Genomic DNA, 20,154 nt, shown 5'->3' on the forward strand with positions numbered 1-20,154 from the left:
GAGGGCCATTTTATTTGGCATACTCCCTATTCACCCGACTACGTAGGGCATTGGCCTCAACATCCCCCTTAAATTGCTCGTTTTCAGGGTCCCATTCCAATGTACGACCCAATTGATAGGCGATGTTCGCTATATTACAGATACTTGCAGATCGATGACCGGTCTCCACATCACAAATAGGTTGGGTCCTATTTTTGATTGCATCCAACCAATCTTGGTAATGATTGCCGTTGGAATTATAAAGACGGATATCCGAATCCTTGGGCATTGCTGTTTTTATATGTTCCGGATTGGTTTCGAAATAGCTTCTACTAATGTCCATCGTACCCTCACTTCCAATAAAGCGAACGCCCCATCCCCTACCAAAGTCTTCATGCACCATTTCCACGCCATTGGCATAGAACATACGTAAACCTCGAACCAAAGACTTATCCGAAGGTGGAATATAACGGACGGGACCTGAGTGGTCCATTCCCAATGCCCATTGGGCAATATCGAACATATGGGCTCCCCAGTCACACAGAATTCCACCACCTACTTCCCTGAACAGTCTAAAGTCGGGCCAAAAATCCACATCGTTTCGTGAAGGTGCCAATCTGTGATTGTAGGGCAAAAGGGGTGCAGGTCCGCACCAACCATTCCAATCGAGTTCTTCGGGAATGGGTTCTTCCTTCATATTATAGGGTACGGCAGGATCACCGACATTAACAAGAATCTTTGTAATCTTACCCAAATAACCATTTCGAACCAATTCACAAGCCCTTCTAAAATCATCCCAAGATCGTTGCATACTCCCTGTTTGCAGGATCTTACCTGTTTTTTTTGTGGTTTGTACTAATTCCATACCCTCAGTGATCCTATGGGTCAATGGTTTTTCACAATACACATCCTTACCCGCATGCATGGCATCCATGGCTTGTATGGCGTGCCAATGGTCTGGGGTGGCAATTACCACGGCATCGATATCTTTTCTGGACAACAATTCATTATAATCGGCATAACTGGTTATACCCTTATAATCATTACGTTTTCTTTCAACGGAATACAACTCGCCCACGTGTTTTTGAAAAGCCGCGGTCTTGGTTGTCCACACATCACAACCCGCTACGATTTGTGCACTTGTATTGGTTACAAATTGCTTGGCCAATCCGTTGGTTTGTTTACCAAGTCCAATAAAACCAAGGTTTATCTTATCGTTGGGCGCAATGAAACCCCGCCCCAATACATGCCGCGGAACAATACTGATCGCCCCTACGGTTAATGCCGTATTGGTCAAGAATTTTCTACGGGAAAGTGGGTTGTGATTTTCTCCTTCTTTTTTTGTGGTATCGGTTGGTTCTTCCATAATTGGGTTTTTTAAATGGCCTATATTTCCTTCCCAAAAGCTACTACAAAAAACTAGAAATAGCAACAAAAACCATTGAAACTGAATACGATAGTAGCCAACGTACCAAATCACGATTCAATTGCGGGTATCCCATTGATCAATACTATTGAAATTCACGGGCAAGAATCGATTTCATTACGTCATAGTTCCCATCGGTATCCCCATATTTTTCGCGCTCTTGCAGCATGGCCAATTTCATTTCCTTGATAATTGTCCCATACTCCAGTTCACCATAGGCATTATGTTGTTCTTTAGGATCCTTTTGAAGATCATAAAATTCCCATGCAGGTTCCGTGGTTTCCTTTGAAGTTCCCTTCATACCCAAATCCTGTCCGTAAAATAATGCCAATTTGTATCTTTCATTTCGAACACCAAAATGGGCAGGTCGATCGGGATGGTGCAACCAATACCGATAGTACATTTGTTTACGCCAATTACTGGGGGTGTTGCCCTTAAGGTTCTCCCTAAAACTCACTCCTTGTATATACGCTGGTTTCTCAATTCCGGCGTAGTCAGCCAATAAGGCGGCGAAATCGATATTCAAAATGATGTCATCCAATCGTTGCCCCCCTTTAATTTCTTTGGGATAACGTATGACAAAAGGCATCCTCAAAGACTCCTCATAAATCAACCGCTTATCAAAAAAGCCATGTTCCCCCAAAAAATAACCTTGGTCTGCCGTATACACCACAATGGTATTATCGGCGATACCTTGTTCTTCCAAATAATCGAGAAGTTTCCCGATGTTGTCATTAACTGCGGCGCCACAACGCATAAAATCCTTCACTAGTTTTTGGTAGATTTTTTTTCGTCTTTGAATACTATCGAGTCCTTCCAAGGGGTATGGCAATCCCGGGTAATCGGTCCAAAATTCATCGGGATGCTTAGTGGCCTTTTCCCAACGTATGGCCAATCGTTCCAAGGTTTGGCCATGAAAGGTGCGTCCGGTATTGTTCTGATCGAAATCCAAAAGACTTTCGGGTTCTGGGATATCGATATCCTTATAGAGGTCTTTATACCGTTCAGGATAATCAAAAGGTTCATGCGTCGCCTTAAAATTACAGAACATTAAAAAGGGCTTGTTCTTATCACGCTTATTTAGGTGGTCAATGGTTAAATCCGTAACCACATCCGTGGAAAAACCTTCGTGTTCCGTTCCTGTACTGCTATCATAGCCATCGCTCCAATTTTCTTCTGATTTGAAAATAGGATTCCAATACCTACCCTGTCCCGGCAATACGTTATAATAATCAAAACCTTCAGGTTTTCCCACCAAATGCCATTTTCCTATAACTGCGGATTGGTAGCCGTTATTGGATAATGTCCTAGCTATATTAGGATGGTTTCTAGGTAGGGGTTCACTTAATGTATACACCTGGTTCAGGTGACTGTACTGTCCGGTTAAAATACTTGCACGACTTGGGGAACATATACTATTGGTACAAAAAGCATTGTTCAGGACCATTCCTTCAGATGCTAGACGGTCTATATTGCCATTTTGTACATAATCCTCCAAAATACCGCCGTATATTCCCCAACCTTGGGAGGTGTGGTCATCAGAGAGAATAAAGAGAATGTTCGGTGGTTCGGGGTTATTCTGGTTTTTGCCCAGTTTTGGGCCACAGCCCATGGTTAAAAGAAGTAAAAGCAGGCAAAAAAATCGGTGATAATCAATCAAAAACTTCATGTGTTATATCCTTATGCATTTTAGCATCAAGATAAAAAGAATAATGGAATAAGCTTTAACTATTAGGGGTTTCCCTATAAATTTAAATAATGTATATCTTTGTTTAGCATATGTCTAAATATTTGTCCATATCGTTATCAATATTGATCCTTATCCAAAGTTTTGGTATGGATTTTCGTGACTTGGCACATATGGACGAATTAATAGAACATGCCCAGTTTCATTCTGATAAATACGGGGATAATTTTCTGGTCTTTTTGTCCAAACATTATGGTGCCTTGGAAGTGGAGCATTCACAAGATCATCAGGAAGAAAAACAGGATCACGAACAACTTCCCTTTAACAATCATTGCTGTTCGCACAGTATTGTGGTCTATATGATCAATAAACTTCAGGTTCCGGTTATAAATACGGTTCCGGTTTTTAATTATACGACCAATTACTATTATCTGGACAATTATTCCTTTTTAGAAAAATCAGATATTTTCCAACCTCCCAAACGAGCATAATCCCCAATTGATTTAGTTCATCCTGGTTATTAATGACTTGGATGGTTTGTATCACATTTTATCATGGATTATGTTAACAAAAATCATACGATTCAGCATAAAGAATAAATTATTCGTTCTTCTGCTAACCCTATTTATAATATGTTTCGGGCTGTTTTCCATTACACAGATCCCTATCGGGGCAGTACCCGATGTTACCAATAACCAAGTACAGGTTATTACGACATCACAGAACCTTTCCACCCAGGATATAGAACAATTCATCACCTACCCTGTTGAACTGGAAATGGCAAACTTACCCGGCGTCGTGGAAATTCGTTCCATATCCAAATTCGGACTTTCCGTGGTGACCATTGTTTTTGAGGATAACATGGGCACCTATTTGCCCAGGCAGCTCATTGCCGAAAAAATAAAATCGGCTTCAGAAAAAATACCAGAAGGATTTGGTACTCCGGAGATGGGACCCATAACCACGGGCTTGGGTGAAATTTACCAATATGTCTTGGATACGAAACCTGGTTATAAGGATCAATATTCCGCCATGGATCTCCGTACGATCCAGGATTGGATCGTAAAACGCCAGTTATCCGGTATACCTGGGGTTGTTGAAGTTAACACTTGGGGTGGTTATCTAAAACAATATGAAGTAGCCATCAATACGGAGAAATTACATGCCATGAATATCTCTATCAGTGAAATTTTCAATGCGTTGGAGAATAACAATAGCGTTGCCGGTGGTGGATATATTGAAAAGAACAACCAAGCCTATTTTATACGGGGTGAAGGACTTGTAACTTCATTGGAGGATATTGAAAAGATCGTAGTAAGAAATGAAGATGGGGTTCCCATTTTAATCAAGGATATCGCAAGTGTAGGTTTTGGCAGTGCTACCCGATTTGGAGCCATTACAGGTAACGGTGAAGGCGAAAAAGTATTGGGGCAGGTCATGATGCTCAAGGATGCCAATTCAAAAAAAGTCATCGATGCCGTCAAAGACAGGGTCGCTTCCATTTCTAAAACGCTACCAGAGGGAGTTTACATCAATCCATTTTTAGAGCGTAGTGCATTGATTGGAAAGACAACGTTCACCGTGGCCGAAAACCTTATTCTAGGGTGTCTTATCGTTATCTTTGTTGTCGTACTGCTCTTAGGTAATTTAAGATCGGGATTAGTGGTGGCCTCTGTTATTCCCATATGTCTGTTGTTTGCCCTTTCACTCATGTATATTTTTGGGGTCGATGCCAATTTGATGAGTTTGGGTGCAATTGATTTTGGGATCATCATCGATGGGGCGGTGATCATTGTGGAGTTCATTGCCTTTCAAATTACCTCCAATCGTCTGGAATTAATGCAAATGTCCGAAAAAGACGTACAAGAGGCCAAGGACAGGATCACGCTGCAAAGTGCCTCTAAAATGATGAATTCCGCAATATTTGGACAGTTGATTATCTTTATTGTCTTTATTCCAATCCTCTCATTAAGTGGCGTTGAAGGTAAGATGTTCAAACCTATGGCATTGACCTTTAGTTTTGCGTTGATCGGGGCCATGCTCCTTTGTTTTACCTATGTTCCGGTTATCTCATCCATAATATTGAAACCAACGCGGATTACCGATAGGAATGTTTCGGTGCGCCTAATGCGCTTTCTAAATCTACTTTATGCCCCTACCATAAAATGGGCGTTGGCAAGTAGAAAATTGGTTTTATCCATCGCTGGGCTTTTATTGGCGTCGGCCATATATCTTTTCACAACCATGGGCGGGGAGTTCGTGCCCACTTTGGACGAAGGTGATTTTGTGATCCAACCAATACTCAAGACGGGGACATCGTTGAGCAAGACCATTGAGACGACTACCCAAATTGAAAGGATCTTATTGGAAAAATTTCCTGAGGTAGACCAGGTGGTTACCAGGATAGGTGCTGCAGAAGTTCCTACCGACCCCATGTCTATGGAAGAAACCGATGTCATCATAACCTTGAAACCAAAGAAGGAATGGGTGTCTGCCGATTCAAAGGATGAACTTGCCGATAAATTCAAGGAAGCCCTCGGTATTATCCCTGGCATGGAAGTGGAATTTACCCAACCCATAGAAATGCGGTTCAATGAGCTTATTACGGGTGTACGGGCCGATATCGCCATTAAGATTTTTGGGGATGATCTGGATATCCTCAATAAAAAAGGAAATGAAATCAAAAGGTTGATACAAGATGTTAAGGGAGCAGCCGATATCAGTGTCGAGAAAATAGCGGGGCTTCCACAAATGAACATAAAATTCAAAAGGGGGAAAATTGCCCGATACGGATTGAATATCAGTGATTTGAACAAAGTGATTTCCATGGGCTTTGGAGGAAGTACGATGGGTAGCATCTTTGAAGGGGAAAAACGTTTTGATCTTGCCCTTCGGTTGGATGATGTAAGCAGAAGGAATATTGATGATATCAAAAACTTTTATGTCGACTTACCTTCTGGAGGAAAAATACCATTGCATGAAGTTGCGGATATCTCCTATACCAAAGGAGCTGCCAAAATCTCAAGGGATGATACAAAAAGGAGAATCGTGGTGGGGATCAATGTGCGTAATCGGGACTTACAATCCGTGGTTACCGATGTTCAAAATAAGCTTGAATCGCAATTAAAGCTTCCTGTTGGGTATACCATTACCTATGGCGGACAGTTTGAAAACCTACAAAGTGCCAAAAATCGATTGAAAATAGCCGTACCCGTAGCATTGGTCCTCATTTTCATCTTGCTCTATTTTGCTTTTAATTCGATCAAGGAAGCGTTGATGATCTTATCCGCAATTCCCCTTGCAGCTGTCGGTGGCGTATTTTTGCTATGGTTGCGTGGCATGCCTTTCAGTATTTCTGCAGGAGTGGGCTTTATAGCGCTTTTTGGTATTGCGGTATTGAACGGCATTGTACTCATAGAACATTTTAAGGAATTAAAGGAACAGGGTATGGAAGATATTGAAGCCCGTATAAAAAAAGGGACTAAAGATCGTTTAAGGGCGGTTTTACTAACAGCGGCCGCGGCGGCACTGGGATTTTTACCCATGGCGGTTTCTACCAATGCAGGAGCTGAAGTTCAAAGACCACTGGCTACCGTTGTCATTGGAGGACTTGTTACCGCGACGCTTCTTACTTTGATCGTACTGCCGGTCCTATATGCCATTTTTGACACAAAAATCAAATCAAAGCGTATTTTGAAAAAGAAAAAAAATAAAAGCTTAGGAATTTTTCTACTGCTTATTGGGTTGGCTGTACAGGTCAATGGCCAGGACAAAGGATTGCATTTTGATGAAATTAGGGCATTGGCATTGCAAAATAATGCGGGTCTTAAGGCTGCTGAACTTAAAACCCAATCCTCCAAGGCCTTGGTGGGTAGTGCCTTTGATTTTGATAAAACAGAGGTCTATTATTCCTACGATCAAAACAATCTGGCCTTTAACGATAAACCGTTGAACGTATATGGGGTACAACAAAGTATCCTGTTTCCAACAGTCTATTTTGCAGGTAAGCGAATCAACAAGGCAAACTTGCGTATGGAGGAAAGCAATTTTGAACTGCAAAAACAACTACTTGAGCGTGAAATTGCCTCTGCCTATTACCAATTATTGTACGAGCGGGAGAAAACCCAGGTATATCGGTATTTAGACAGTATTTATCGGAAATTTGCACATGCCTCGCAGCGTAGGTTCGAATTGGGCGAAACAAACTATTTAGAGAAGATCACGGCACAAGCCAAGCAAAAAGAACTCCAAGCCCTTTATACACAGGCTAAGGAAGATGTGACATTGGCCCAAGTACAACTGCAGAAAACGATACAGATCGATGAGCCCATCAAGGTGGCCCATATGCCTTTAAATAAATTGGAATTGCAATCCGCAGGGATTTCCGAGAATATTGGTTTAACCCTTTATGAACATAGAAATGAATGGTTTACGGCCAAAAGCGGTTATGAAAAGCAATCCTTATTGCCCGATATCAATTTTGATTATTTCCAAGGCACCAATTCCGGTTTGGGGGAACATCTATATGGTTATCAGGTGGGGCTGAAAATACCTTTGCTCTTCAATGGCAAAGCCTCGAAAATCAAGGCTGCGAAAATCGCAAAGGATATGGCTAAAGAGGAATCGGTGAATTATAAGAACCAATTGTACCTAAAGCATGAAAAATTAATGGGGCAACTCCGTAAATACGAGGAGACATTGCGCTATTACGAGAACGACGGACAACACCTTTCCGAAGAAATATTGAAAACCGCTTCGGTTGGCTTTCAAAATGGGGAAATCGATTTTTTCCAATATATACAAAGCTTGGAAAATGCCTATCGCATTACATTATCCTATTTGGAGAATCTCAACAATTACAACCAAACCGTTATTGCCTTAAATCATTTGACCTTATGATCAGCAACTATTTTAAAACGGGGAACATAAAAATGAATAGTACGAAACACAAAATAAACGTCATGAAATCATTTCAAAATATAGCATTCCTAATATCGGCCTTTATGATTCTAGCCTGTGGGGAATCAAAAAGCAATGGTGAAAATACGGCAACTACCGAGGACACCATCCAGAATAACGAAATTGAACTGACTAAGGCTCAGTTCGATAGCAATAATATGCAATTGGGGCAATTATCGGAACAGCCCTTTCCTACGGTAATCAATACAACAGGAATGATAGATGTGCCACCGCAAAACCGGGCCATTATTAGTTCTTTTATCGGAGGTTATGTCAAGACAACGCCCTTATTGATCGGGGATAAAATCTCAAAGGGACAAGTCTTGGTCACATTGGAAAATCCGGAATTTGTTGAAATGCAGCAAACCTATCTTGAAACTGCCCAGCAACTTACCTTCCTGAAATCGGAATACGAACGTCAAAAAACACTTGTCGAGGAAAAGATCAGCTCACAGAAAAATTTTCTGAAAGCGGAAAGTGAATACAAGAGTGCATTGGCACATTACAACGGCTTAAAGAAAAAACTTCAAATGTTGAACATCAATATCGCTTCGGTGGAGGCCGGAAATATTACTTCGACCATTACCCTTTACGCCCCTATCCATGGTAGTGTAACCAAATTGAACGTAAGTAAGGGTACTTATGTTTCCCCTTCGGATGAGATTATGGAAATCATTAATACAGACCATGTACATCTTGAACTTTCTGTGTTTGAAAAGGATGTTCTTAAGATAAAAGAAGGACAAAAAATCCTTTTTAAGATTCCTGAAGCCGATAATGAATTCTATGAAGCTGAAGTGCATTTGGTAGGGACGTCAATAGATTTGAAGAATAGGACGGTCAAGGTTCATGGCCATTTACTGGATGATGAAAACCACAATTTTGCAGTGGGTATGTTCGTCGATGCCCAAATTATCACAAATTCAACCAAGGAGTCCGCTTTGCCTGAAAGTGCCATCATATCAATGGACGATTCCCATTATGTTCTTTTGAATGTCTCTAGGGGCGATTTCTATAGTTTTACCCGTAAGGAAGTAACGGTTGGTGATAGTTTCAGTGGATTCACAATGATAAAAAACAGTAGTGATTTTGATGTCAATGATAAATTCTTGGTTCAAGGAGCCTTTAATCTTATCGATGAAACGGAATAATTGCTGATTTTTTTAAATAAATACGATGGTATTTTGGGGTATTAACTTTCCCGAGGGGTTCCATTAAGATCAAAAAAGGGCAAGTCACTATTGTGGTAATGCCCTTTTACTGTTTAAAATTGCATTAAAACGTACGAAAAGGTGTAAAAGGATCTATAGGCAATGATGTTTTTCGGTCGCTGGCAATTTCTGAGACCAACTTACCGGTTGCAGGACCCAAGCTCCATCCCATCATGGCATGGCCTGTGGCAAAAATGAGGTTTTCAATGTAGTTACTCTTGCCTATATAAGGTAATCCGTCTGGGGACACGGGGCGCATCCCACTTTGTGCCTTATCCATTTCCACAGGGTTTACCTCAATATTGGGATAATAATCGGTAGCGGCATGGGCGATAGCTTCGACCCTTTCTTTTCGGACAATGGAATTTATTCCTGAAAACTCCATGGTACCCGCAAAACGGGTAAATCCCTTCATGGGGGTGACTGCAACCTTAGCTTCCATTAAAATGGCGGGTATAGTAATGCCAGTAGGTCTTTCCAGATTTATTCGATATCCTTTTCCTGCCTGTAATGGTAATTTTATGTCAAGTCTTTTTGAAAATTGCCCACTCCATGAACCTGCGGCCAAAACTACTTCATCCGCTCTATAGCTTCCTTTGTTGGTCAATACTTGTTGTATCTTCCCATTAACCAAGTCAACACCCGTGACTTCCTCATTTGTTTTTATAAGTACCCCTGAATTTTTTAAATAGGATACCATTTTTGGCATAAATTCAGTTGGGGTCATATGGGCGTCACATCCATAGTGAATCGCTCCTTTGGCATTGATTGTACAATTAGGTTCAAATGTTTTCAATTGTACATGATTCAAAACATCCACTTCCAGACCCAATTCCCCAGCCTTTTTCGCGACCCGCATTTCTTTTTCTCCGGCAGCGTCCGTTTTAAACAACATCAATAATCCCTTTCGGTCGAAATGAAAATCCCCCAAATCCCCTGAAGCTTTTATGGAAGCAAACAAATCCCTGCTAAATAGATTTATATCTTTTATGACAGGAATTGCCCTTTCTACCTTTTTTTGGTTCGAGGCCTTATGGAAATACCAAGCCCATTTAAAAAAATCGGTATTGAACTGGGGTTTTATATAAAATGGACTAGAGGAATTAAACATCCATTTAAAGCCTTTGGCCATCATGCCGGGAGCTGCCAACGGAATTATATGGCTCGGGGTTATATATCCTGCATTGACAAAAGAAGCTCCATCGGTAATATCCGATTTATCAATCACTGTTACTTGATGTCCTTCTTTATGGAGGTAGTAGGCGGAGCACAGCCCAATGATCCCTCCCCCAATAACAACGACTTCTTTGTTCATTCTCGAATATCAATTTAAAATTTGCGAATAGCGGAATACAAGGCTAGTCTCCCAAAAGGGTTCTAAATGACCTGAAACCCATGGGCATAGGGGTCATCATCATCAATGGTAATGGTATTATGCCCGTAAATTTTGGCCCAACCTTGAATACTCGGAACAACAGCGGGTATATCCCTTAAAACGACCTCCTGCTCTACCCTACCAATAAATTGGGAGCCAATATAGCTTTCATGTATAAATTCGGTTCCAAGTTTTAGTTTGCCTTTAGCGTACCATTGGGCCATACGTGCTGATGTACCTGTACCGCAGGGTGAACGGTCTATGGCCTTATCCCCATAAAAAACGGCATTACGGGCCGTAGCTTTTGGCGAAAGGGTCTTCCCTGCCCATAAAATATGACTTACCCCATTTATCGTAGGGTCATCGGGGTGTACAAACCTATCTGGGTATTTGGCATTGATCTTATCCCTTATTTCCTGACTGAATTGTATGAGCTTAGCGGCGGTATAGTCCTGTATTCCTTGGAAATTCTTCTGTGCATCAACGATGGCATAGAAATTTCCCCCGTAGGAAACATCAAATACCAATTCGCCCAATTGTGAACAATCTATCGTTAGTTCGGTTGCCGCCAAATAGGATTTCACATTGGTCAATTTTACCCAATCGACTTTTTTACCAGTTTGTCGGTATTCCACCTGTACCAATCCGGCCGGAGTTTCCATCCGTACTTTACCGGGAACCTTAGGGGTCAAAAGACCTTCCTCAATCCCAATGGTAATCGCCCCAATAGTGCCATGTCCGCACATGGGCAAACATCCACTGGTTTCTATAAAAAGAATACCGAGATCATTGACCGCATCCGAAGGGGGATAAAAAATACTCCCACTCATCATGTCATGTCCACGTGGCTCAAACATGAGTCCTTTGCGAATCCAATCATACTCCTTTAAAAAATGCTGCCTTTTTTCACTCATATTCCGCCCCTTGAGCTTCGGCCCACCAAGGGCTACTACCCTAACCGGGTTTCCACAGGTGTGCGCATCGATACAAGTAAATGAGCTTTGCCCCATTTAAGGATTGATTATACGTTGTTTTTGGTCTGTTCATTATTGACAAGCCGCGAAATTCCCAAAGGATTTGAATTTTTCAAGGCATTGGGCAATAGATTGTCGGGCCAATCCTGGTAACTGATTGGTCGTACCCATCGCTTTATGGAATGAATCCCTACGGCCGTAAAACGACTATCCGTTGAAGCAGGATAAGGTCCACCATGTTGCATTGATGGGCAAACCTCTACACCCGTTGGCACACCATTGTATATTAACCTACCTACCCTATTTTGTAGTGCACTGACTATTTTTTGGTGCCCTGCCAATTCGTTTTCCTCAGCGATTATGGTACCTGTCAATTGACCTTCAAGATTCCTGATGATTTCTTCCAATTGATCAACATCCTCACATTGAACAACAATAGAATAGGGTCCGAAAACCTCTTGATGCAAGGCCGTATTTTGTAAGAAGGTCTTTCCCTCAACCGTTGTTACGGTCTGCCGGGCATAGTTTGCCTGTACGTTTGGCGCTTTTTTATCCGCCATAACCTGCAATCCCGCCTGTGATAGGGCCTTGTCTTTTTTATGTTCATAGGCACCAATAATATTGGGGTGCAACATACATGTGGGCTCAATTTTGATGATCTCGTCTGAAAGTTTATTTATAAAATCGGTTAGTGCCCCACTCTTAATACCGAGTAGTAATCCGGGATTGGTGCAAAATTGTCCGGTACCCAAAGTGATGGATCCGGCATAGGTTTTGGCCAAGTCCGCTCCTCTTTTATGAAGGGCATCAGGTAAAATCACAACGGGATTCACACTTCCCATTTCGGCAAAAACAGGAATCGGTTCTTTGCGTTGTGAAGCAAGGTCAAATAAAGCCCTGCCACCACCGATACTTCCTGTAAAGCCCACAGCTTTTACACCGGGATGTTTTACCAAGGCAGAACCTACCTCAATGCCACTGCTATTCAAATTGGAAAAAACCCCGTTGGGCATATTGGTTTTTTGAATTGCCTTTACAATTGCTGAGGCCACTAATTCCCCTGTTCCGGCATGCATGGGATGTGACTTGACGATTACCGGACAACCCGCAGCAAATGCAGCTGCCGTATCACCACCTGCTGTTGAATATGCCAAAGGAAAATTACTTGCCCCGAAAACTACTACAGGTCCTAAAGGAATGAGCATTTTACGTAAATCAGGTTTAGGCACAGGCGTTCTATCAGGAATGGCAGTATCTATGGATGCCTCTACCCATGAACCTTCCTTGACCAATGCAGCAAAGGCCCGCAATTGCCCTATGGTCCTACCTCTTTCACCGATCGCCCGTCCTTCTGGCAAACCTGTTTCCGAACAATATGTTTTTATCAATAGTTCATCCAAGTCCAAAATTTCATCAGCTATGGCATTTAAAAAACCGGCCTTCTCTACCCCTGACATGGCCCCAAATTCAATAGAAGCCACAGTTGCCAAACGTACTGCCTCGTCGATTTCATCTTCGGTAGCCTCAACGAAGGAAAAATTGTTTTCGGTGTTCAATTGTGGATTAAACGTTTTATAGGTTGTATCGCCTTTTCCAGAGCGTGAATTCCCAATAAAGTTCTTACCCGTAATCATTTTGGTGTTCATTTTTATTTTCTTGATTATTCCACTACCAAATTATAGAATAATATTCTAAAATTATCGGTAACTTTAATAAAATAGACTATTTATGTACCTTGGGTGAAGTCTTTATATGGTGGTAAACCAGGCCTTGTTTTAAGGCTTTCCCCTATAATTCCCAAAACCCTTTTACGCTCGGTACCTTCTAGTGGTAATCTTGGGGCCCTGACTATTTCGGTACCGATTCCTGTACTGCTTTCGGCAAGTTTAATATTCTGGACCAATTGAGGGCTGATATCCAATTCCAACAATGGTAAAAACCACCTGTATATTGCAATAGCTTCCTTGGTCCTCCCCGCTTTGACCAACTCATAAATAGCAACCGTCTCAGCAGGAAAGGCGCATACGAGTCCGGCAACCCAGCCATCGGCTCCCATCAGCATGCTTTCCAAAGCCAAGGTATCTACACCACAGAGAACCTTTACCCGGTTGCCAAATCGATTTCGTATTCTCGTAACGTTGGAAATATCACGGGTAGACTCTTTAACCGCCTCGATATTATCACACGCCATCATTTCCTGAAGCATATCCAAAGTCACCTCGATTTTATAGTCAATCGGATTGTTATAGATCATTATGGGCAAATCCGTGGATTTGGCAATTGTCTTGAAATACACAACGGTTTCCCGATCCGTTGCCTTATACCGCATTGGAGGTAACATCATTAAACCGTTCGCCCCGTATTCCTTGGCCCGTTGCACGGCAACAAGGGCATCATGGGTACTTTGCTCAGCGATATTGATGATTACGGGAACCTTACCAGCCACTATTTTAACGGTTTCCTGAATGAGGATGCGCTTTTCTTCATCGGTCAAGGTACTGGCCTCCCCCAAGGTTCCCCCAAGGATTATCCCATGTACCCCTGCATTCAATTGTGCTTCTATATTTACACGGAACATTTTTAAATCCAAGGTGTCATCAGGACTAAATTTGGTCGTTACCGCTGGCATTACGCCCTGCCATTGTACTTTCATGCCTTACTTTTTTAATGGATTACACACAAAAATACACAGGGAGTAAGCTTTCTACATACATTTAAATTATCCGAATATATGCGTATATTACCCTATTAAAAGGTATTAAAACGATATGTCGTATAATATTCGCACATTTTAAAACAATGAAAGTATACCCCTTTAAAATTCCAAAGCCCTTGAACCAGAATCTGATCGTTCAGGTTGATGAGTCCAAGATGTTCTATGGTCAATTACACCAACATGAGGAAATTCAACTTAGTTGGATTGTAAAGGGTAAGGGGAAATTAATTACAGGGGATAGTATTCATCATTTTAACGATAACGACTTTTTTGTTATTGGCCCGAATTGTCCCCATCTTTTTCAAAGTGACTTAATGGACGAAAACGCTAAAATGATTTCCTTGTTTTTTACGCGGGTCTCTTTTGGAAAGGACTTTTTCGATCTGGCCGATGTGCAAGAGGTACAGCCATTTTTCAACAGTGCAAAAAACGGATTTAGATTGGTATCTCACCGAAAGGAAGTCCATAAACTCATTGAACAAATGCCACGACAAGGAAAACTCACCCGTTTTATCAGCCTTCTTCAACTGATGAAAATACTATGTACCGCGCACAAGGAGATGCTAACGGGTTTTGTTTATCCAAAGCATATTGGTAGCAGGGATGGTCAACGATTACAATCCATATTCGATTATGTCGTAAACAACTTTCAACAGGAAATACGATTGGGTATTGTAGCTGAATTGGCCTTTATGACGCCAAACGCTTTTTGCCGATTCTTTAAAAAACAGACCCATAAGACTTTCTTTCAATTTTTGATAGAACTGCGGCTGGAACATGCATGCCATTTACTCGCAACCTCAAACCTGAGCATCGCCGAAATCGCGGAACAATCCGGTTTTAATTCAATTTCCAATTTTAATCGTCAATTCAAGGCGCAAAAAGGCTTGGCACCCACCCAGTATGCCGATAATCCATCCCTAAAATTGAAAAAGGGGCACTAGTAGGATGTGTGTTTCAAATAAAAAGGACTTATCCTTCGGTTTTCATTATTTTTGATGTCATTAAAAATACGACCCAAATGAAAAAATTGGTTTTGATTGCTGTTGGCTTGACCATGGCCTGTAATTCTTCCCAAAATACGGTTCCTGAAAAAAAGGAAACCGCTACCTCCCCATCCGTTGAAACAACTTATGCCGCAACCATAACATCCGACGAATTAAAAGAGCACCTCTATGTATATGCTTCGGATGAATTTGAAGGGCGTGAGACAGGAACACCGGGCGAAAAGAAAGCCGCAGCGTATATTAAGGATGAATATGTGGCATTGGGTATTCCTGCCGCAAAGGAAAACGGTGACTATTACCAAGAAGTCCCTTTAATCATGGATGTAATGCCGACGGGGGAATTACGCATCAATGGTATGGATTATAAATTAGGTAAGGATGTACTTGCCTTCGATGCCGCCCAAGGGCATTTTAGTGATATTGTTTATGTGGGGTATGGTATTGACGATAAGAATTATAATGATTATGAAGGAATTGATATAAAAGGCAAGTTGGTATTGGTGAAGTTCGGGGAGCCCGTGAATGCCGATGGCACTTTCAAGGTCACTGGCACACGTAATAATTCAAAATGGAGCAAGGTATCCGATGCCTATGGTATGCGCTCGAAAGCGATTCAGGAGCGTGGTGGACTTGGTATGTTGTATTATGACGATACCAACTATACGAGATATCAAAATTATTTCAATAGAAGAAGACAACGTTCTTCTGGGGGACTGTCCTTAAAAACAACCAATGATAATGACTTTATTAATGTTGTTCTGAATAAGAATGTAGCAACGGCTTTATACCCTAGTATTTTAAATACAACCTCTAAGGACGTTATAAAAACAGCATTGGATCTTAACCTAAGTTCCGATAGTGGCATAATTGAGTCGGAAAATGTTGTAGCCGTTATCAAGGGGACTACTAAACCCGACGAATATGTCGTATTATCTTCCCATTTAGACCATATAGGGATAACGGATAAGGGGGAAATCAATAATGGGGCCGATGATGATGGATCAGGAACTGTGGCCTTACTGGAAATAGCAGAAGCCTTCAAAAAAGCTGCCGATGCGGGTAATGGGCCAAAGCGTTCCATTGTCTTTTTACATGTGACGGGAGAGGAAAAAGGGTTATTGGGGTCCCAGTATTATACCGATGTACAACCGATATTTCCATTAAGCCAGACAGTGGCCAATTTAAATATCGATATGATAGGTAGAATAGACCCTAAACGTGAAGGTAATCGCAACTACGTTTATTTAATCGGCTCCGATAAATTAAGCACGGAATTGCATAACCTCTCAGAAGCGGTGAACAAAAAATACATGAATATTGAATTGGATTATAAATATAATGATGAGAACGACCCCAACCGTTTTTATTATCGAAGCGATCATTACAATTTTGCCAAAAACAACATTCCTATAATCTTTTATTTTAATGGTACCCATGCTGATTATCATCGACCCTCCGACACCCCGGATAAAATAAATTATGACCTATTGGAGAACAGGACACGGTTAGTATTCCATACAGCCTGGGAAATTGCCAATCGTGACCAAAAAATAGTAGTGGACAAAGGGGTAAAGTAAGTGCTTCACGAGTAGTACAAAAAAAGCCCTGACAGTTTCGTCAGGGCTTTTGTTTTGGGTGGAAGACCGGGTTCGAACCGGCGACCTCTGGAACCACAATCCAGCGCTCTAACCAGCTGAGCTACAACCACCATTTAAAGCGGTGGCAAAGTTAATTTTTTTTCATGAATCTGTGCAACTAAAACAAGGTATATTTTAAAAGAATAGTAAAAATTATATTTTCACATTAGTTTTCCATACCCTCCCTTTTTAGCCCGACAAGGTTAAATCATCGATGAAATGCACTTTTTGGGGGACAAAACACACAAAAATCACCATTTCACAACATTTATTATTTATCAGCCCCAAAGGGGATTAATTTTATTTTTTGAATCAAATAGCTATTTTCAGTACCATATCATTTAAATGAGAATTAAACGAATATCCTTATTGAACAAGCTGGTTGTTAGTTTTGTTGTCCTAGCTTTCGGATTTACGCAGGTTCAGTCCCAAATACCACGTAGGGATAGTCTGCAATATCAAATTCAGCGATTAAAGTCGAAGACGGACTTTAATCCACAAGACAGTACATTCATTATTTTATTGAATGACTTAGGAAATGAAATGCGGTATTTCAATTCTGACAGTCTATATCTCCTTTCCAAGGAAGCCTACTCCTATTCCTCAAGTGCGAAATATGAATATGGACAAAGTAGTTCTTTGGTGGGAATCGGCAATTATTATGAAGACCAAGGGGATTACGAAGAGGCAATTAAGTACTACCAAAAAGCCCTGAAGATAGTAAAGGATATTGATGACAAAAATGAAATACTGAATATTGAGAATAGTATCGCCAATGTATATTACTATCAAGGAAATTATGCGGAGTCATTAAGCCGTAATTTAGAAAGTCTTGAACTTGCCTCTGAACTGGGAAATAACAAGATGCTTTCCATCATCAATGAGAATATCGCTGGCTTATATGCCGATCAAAACGACTTTGAACAAGCGATACAATTTTTTAAGATTGTAAAGAAAATCAATGAGCAAATAGGCGACGATATCAATTCGGCGGAAACAATGAGCAATTTAGCCTCAGTCTATACGGATATGGGGGAATTGGAGTATGCCATGTACAATATAAACAGTAGTATTTCCATCTTTGAAAAACACAAAATAATGGATTGGTTGGCTTTTGCCTATCAAGTTAAAGGAAAGGCCTACTTAAAGTCGAAAGATTATAAATGGGCCTTATACTGGTACAAACAAAGTGAGATGCTTCATAAGAATATTGAGGATAATCGAGGGGAGACTACACTATTGAATGGTATTGCCGAAGCTTATTTAGGCCGGGACAAAGATGATCTAGCGGAGGAATACGCCTTAAAGGCCTTCGAAATCTCTGAACGGATCAAGTTTCACGAAGAGACCCAAAATAGCGCTAAAATCTTATATCAAACCAACAAAAACAAAGGGGATTATAAGACCGCCTTGGCCTATCATGAACTTTTTCAAACCTTACACGATACAATTTCGACGAATAAAAATGAGAAAAGCTTGACCATGTTGATCACTAAGCTCGACTTTGAGAAACAAAAAGAAAAGCTTATCGTCGAGAATGAGAAGGCCTTGGCCAGTCAAAAGATATATATCTATCTCGGCTTGTTTATCCTTGTCATTTTCCTAATCGTAACATTGATCGTAAAAAGAAACGAAAAGATCCAGAAAAAATTGAACATAGAATTGTACAACAAAACCGCCAAATTAGTTGAAAATGAAAAAGAACTGCTTGAAATCAATGAGACTAAGGATAAATTGTTCTCGATTATCGGGCATGACCTTAGGGGACCTATCGGAGCCTTTCAAGGGCTCTTACAGCTCTATAAAAACGGTGAAATAGATTCCAAGGACTTTCTACAGTTTATTCCAAAATTAAGATCGGATATCGATAATATTTCATTTACACTAAACAATCTACTTTCTTGGGGTAGAACCCAAATGAACGGATCGACTACTAAACCAAGTATTGTTTCTTTGGAAAATTTAATCAAAGAAAATATAAATCTACTAGAGGAAACCGCCAAGGTCAAATCTATTGGTATTAAAAATAAGGTAAAAGTCAATACCCTATGCTGGTCAGACAGCGACCATATTGATATCGTTATTCGAAACTTATTGAGTAATGCCATTAAATTCACTCCTGAAGGAGGACAGATAACCATTAATGCCGATGAGCATAGTACATCATGGGAAATTTCGGTTCGCGATACCGGTATAGGTATAGATGCCGAAAACCTGGAGAAACTATTCAACAAAAACTCGAACATAACCACCTATGGTACCAATAATGAAAAAGGTACCGGTTTGGGCCTTTCCCTCTGCAAGGAATTGATAGAGAAGAACAAAGGTGAAATTTGGGTGGAAAGCGTAATACCCAACGGCACTTGTTTCTATTTTACCTTGCCCAAGATGAGGAGTAAATTGCAAAAAGCCGGTTAAATCAGATCATCAAAACCAATGATACCAGGAAAACGCTCGGTGGTAAATCCTTCAGCGTGGTCTACCCCTATTATTCTCCCTAGGTCCCTAGCCCTATAATTTACACTATCCAAAAAATTCTTACTGCTGATCGGTGTTTCGGGCTCATCACTGTTTGGGTCATGGAATTGGGATGAATAAGCCAATATCGCTTCAATTTTAGTGTCGATATACCCCGAAACATCCATTACAAAATCCGGATTTAGATTCTTCCATTGAATATAATGATATACATGTTTTGGTCGCCATGGATCCTGCCATTGGTCATCCCCTTCCATTTTTGTATCTATTTTTATCAATCCACTCAAAAAACAGGCATTACTTACCAATGCACTGCCTTTGCCGTGGTCAATATGTCGATCATCAATGGCATTGCATAAAACGATTTCCGGGCGGTATTTGCGTATCATCCTGATTACGGCCATTTGGTGCTTTTGGTCGTTTACGAAAAACCCATCTGCGAATTGCAGGTTTTCCCGAACGGAAACCCCTAATATTTTGGCTGCAGCAGCAGCCTCCCTATCCCTTATCTCGGCAGAACCACGGGTTCCCAGTTCTCCACGGGTTAAATCAATTATACCTACTTTCTTTCCCCTTGCCACCTCTTTGGCTATGGTTGCCCCAGCGCCAAGTTCTGCATCATCGGGGTGTGCCCCGAAAACCAATATATCCAGTTTCATTTGTATTATTCCTTATTTTTTGGATTGCCACTTTCGTGGAAATGAT

General features: G+C 41.0%; 13 protein-coding genes and 1 tRNA gene. 6 read left to right on the top strand and 8 right to left on the bottom strand.

Annotation, left to right across the window (positions count from 1 at the left end; all coding sequences use genetic code 11):
- Window positions 1-10: 10 nt before the first annotated feature.
- Both LX92_RS19130 and LX92_RS19135 read right to left on the bottom strand, forming a co-directional pair.
- Window positions 11-1,345, bottom strand: coding sequence for a Gfo/Idh/MocA family protein (locus tag LX92_RS19130; RefSeq protein ID WP_109654056.1), 1,335 nt, complete (start codon window positions 1,343-1,345; stop codon window positions 11-13).
- A gap of 145 nt (window positions 1,346-1,490) precedes the next feature.
- Window positions 1,491-3,074 carry a sulfatase family protein gene (locus LX92_RS19135; protein ID WP_223308420.1) on the bottom strand — a complete coding sequence of 528 codons (1,584 nt, stop codon included), beginning with the start codon at window positions 3,072-3,074 and terminating at the stop codon, window positions 1,491-1,493.
- A gap of 167 nt (window positions 3,075-3,241) precedes the next feature.
- Between LX92_RS19135 and LX92_RS19140 the strand changes: the two genes are divergently transcribed.
- From LX92_RS19140 to LX92_RS19150, 3 genes are all read left to right on the top strand, one after another.
- Window positions 3,242-3,583, top strand: a complete 342-nt coding sequence (locus tag LX92_RS19140; RefSeq protein ID WP_223308421.1) for a hypothetical protein — start codon at window positions 3,242-3,244, stop codon at window positions 3,581-3,583.
- A 70-nt stretch (window positions 3,584-3,653) separates the two neighbouring features.
- Complete coding sequence (locus LX92_RS19145) at window positions 3,654-7,991, top strand: CusA/CzcA family heavy metal efflux RND transporter (protein ID WP_109654059.1); 4,338 nt, start codon at window positions 3,654-3,656, stop codon at window positions 7,989-7,991.
- 62 nt (window positions 7,992-8,053) lie between these two features.
- On the top strand, window positions 8,054-9,202 hold the full coding sequence (locus LX92_RS19150; protein ID WP_109654143.1) for an efflux RND transporter periplasmic adaptor subunit: 1,149 nt from the start codon (window positions 8,054-8,056) through the stop codon (window positions 9,200-9,202).
- Window positions 9,203-9,326: 124 nt separating this feature from the next.
- Here LX92_RS19150 and LX92_RS19155 read toward each other — a convergent pair whose 3' ends face one another.
- From LX92_RS19155 to LX92_RS19170, 4 genes are all read right to left on the bottom strand, one after another.
- Window positions 9,327-10,577 (bottom strand): NAD(P)/FAD-dependent oxidoreductase, encoded by a 1,251-nt coding sequence (locus tag LX92_RS19155; protein ID WP_109654061.1) that lies wholly within the window; start codon window positions 10,575-10,577, stop codon window positions 9,327-9,329.
- A 62-nt stretch (window positions 10,578-10,639) separates the two neighbouring features.
- Window positions 10,640-11,647: a 4-hydroxyproline epimerase gene (locus LX92_RS19160; RefSeq protein WP_109654063.1), complete on the bottom strand. Its 1,008-nt coding sequence runs from the start codon at window positions 11,645-11,647 to the stop codon at window positions 10,640-10,642.
- Window positions 11,648-11,658: 11 nt separating this feature from the next.
- Window positions 11,659-13,245, bottom strand: coding sequence for an aldehyde dehydrogenase (NADP(+)) (locus LX92_RS19165; RefSeq protein WP_109654145.1), 1,587 nt, complete (start codon window positions 13,243-13,245; stop codon window positions 11,659-11,661).
- A 92-nt stretch (window positions 13,246-13,337) separates the two neighbouring features.
- Window positions 13,338-14,264: a dihydrodipicolinate synthase family protein gene (locus tag LX92_RS19170; protein WP_109654065.1), complete on the bottom strand. Its 927-nt coding sequence runs from the start codon at window positions 14,262-14,264 to the stop codon at window positions 13,338-13,340.
- Window positions 14,265-14,410: 146 nt separating this feature from the next.
- Between LX92_RS19170 and LX92_RS19175 the strand changes: the two genes are divergently transcribed.
- The gene (locus LX92_RS19175) at window positions 14,411-15,271 is read left to right on the top strand and encodes an AraC family transcriptional regulator (RefSeq protein WP_109654067.1); all 861 of its coding nucleotides are present in this window, start codon (window positions 14,411-14,413) and stop codon (window positions 15,269-15,271) included.
- A 77-nt stretch (window positions 15,272-15,348) separates the two neighbouring features.
- Window positions 15,349-16,911, top strand: coding sequence for a M28 family peptidase (locus tag LX92_RS19180; protein ID WP_109654147.1), 1,563 nt, complete (start codon window positions 15,349-15,351; stop codon window positions 16,909-16,911).
- A 56-nt stretch (window positions 16,912-16,967) separates the two neighbouring features.
- Here the strand turns inward: LX92_RS19180 and LX92_RS19185 are convergent.
- Window positions 16,968-17,043, bottom strand: a tRNA-His gene (locus tag LX92_RS19185).
- 273 nt (window positions 17,044-17,316) lie between these two features.
- Here LX92_RS19185 and LX92_RS19190 point away from each other — a divergent pair.
- Complete coding sequence (locus LX92_RS19190) at window positions 17,317-19,389, top strand: tetratricopeptide repeat-containing sensor histidine kinase (protein ID WP_109654069.1); 2,073 nt, start codon at window positions 17,317-17,319, stop codon at window positions 19,387-19,389.
- On the opposite strand, the gene bshB1 is transcribed toward LX92_RS19190, so the two are convergent.
- Window positions 19,386-20,108 (bottom strand): bacillithiol biosynthesis deacetylase BshB1, encoded by a 723-nt coding sequence (bshB1, locus tag LX92_RS19195; protein ID WP_109654071.1) that lies wholly within the window; start codon window positions 20,106-20,108, stop codon window positions 19,386-19,388. The genes LX92_RS19190 and bshB1 overlap by 4 nt on opposite strands.
- Window positions 20,109-20,154: the final 46 nt, after the last annotated feature.

Origin of the sequence: Maribacter polysiphoniae, from assembly GCF_003148665.1 — a bacterium.
GTDB lineage: Bacteria > Bacteroidota > Bacteroidia > Flavobacteriales > Flavobacteriaceae > Maribacter_A > Maribacter_A polysiphoniae.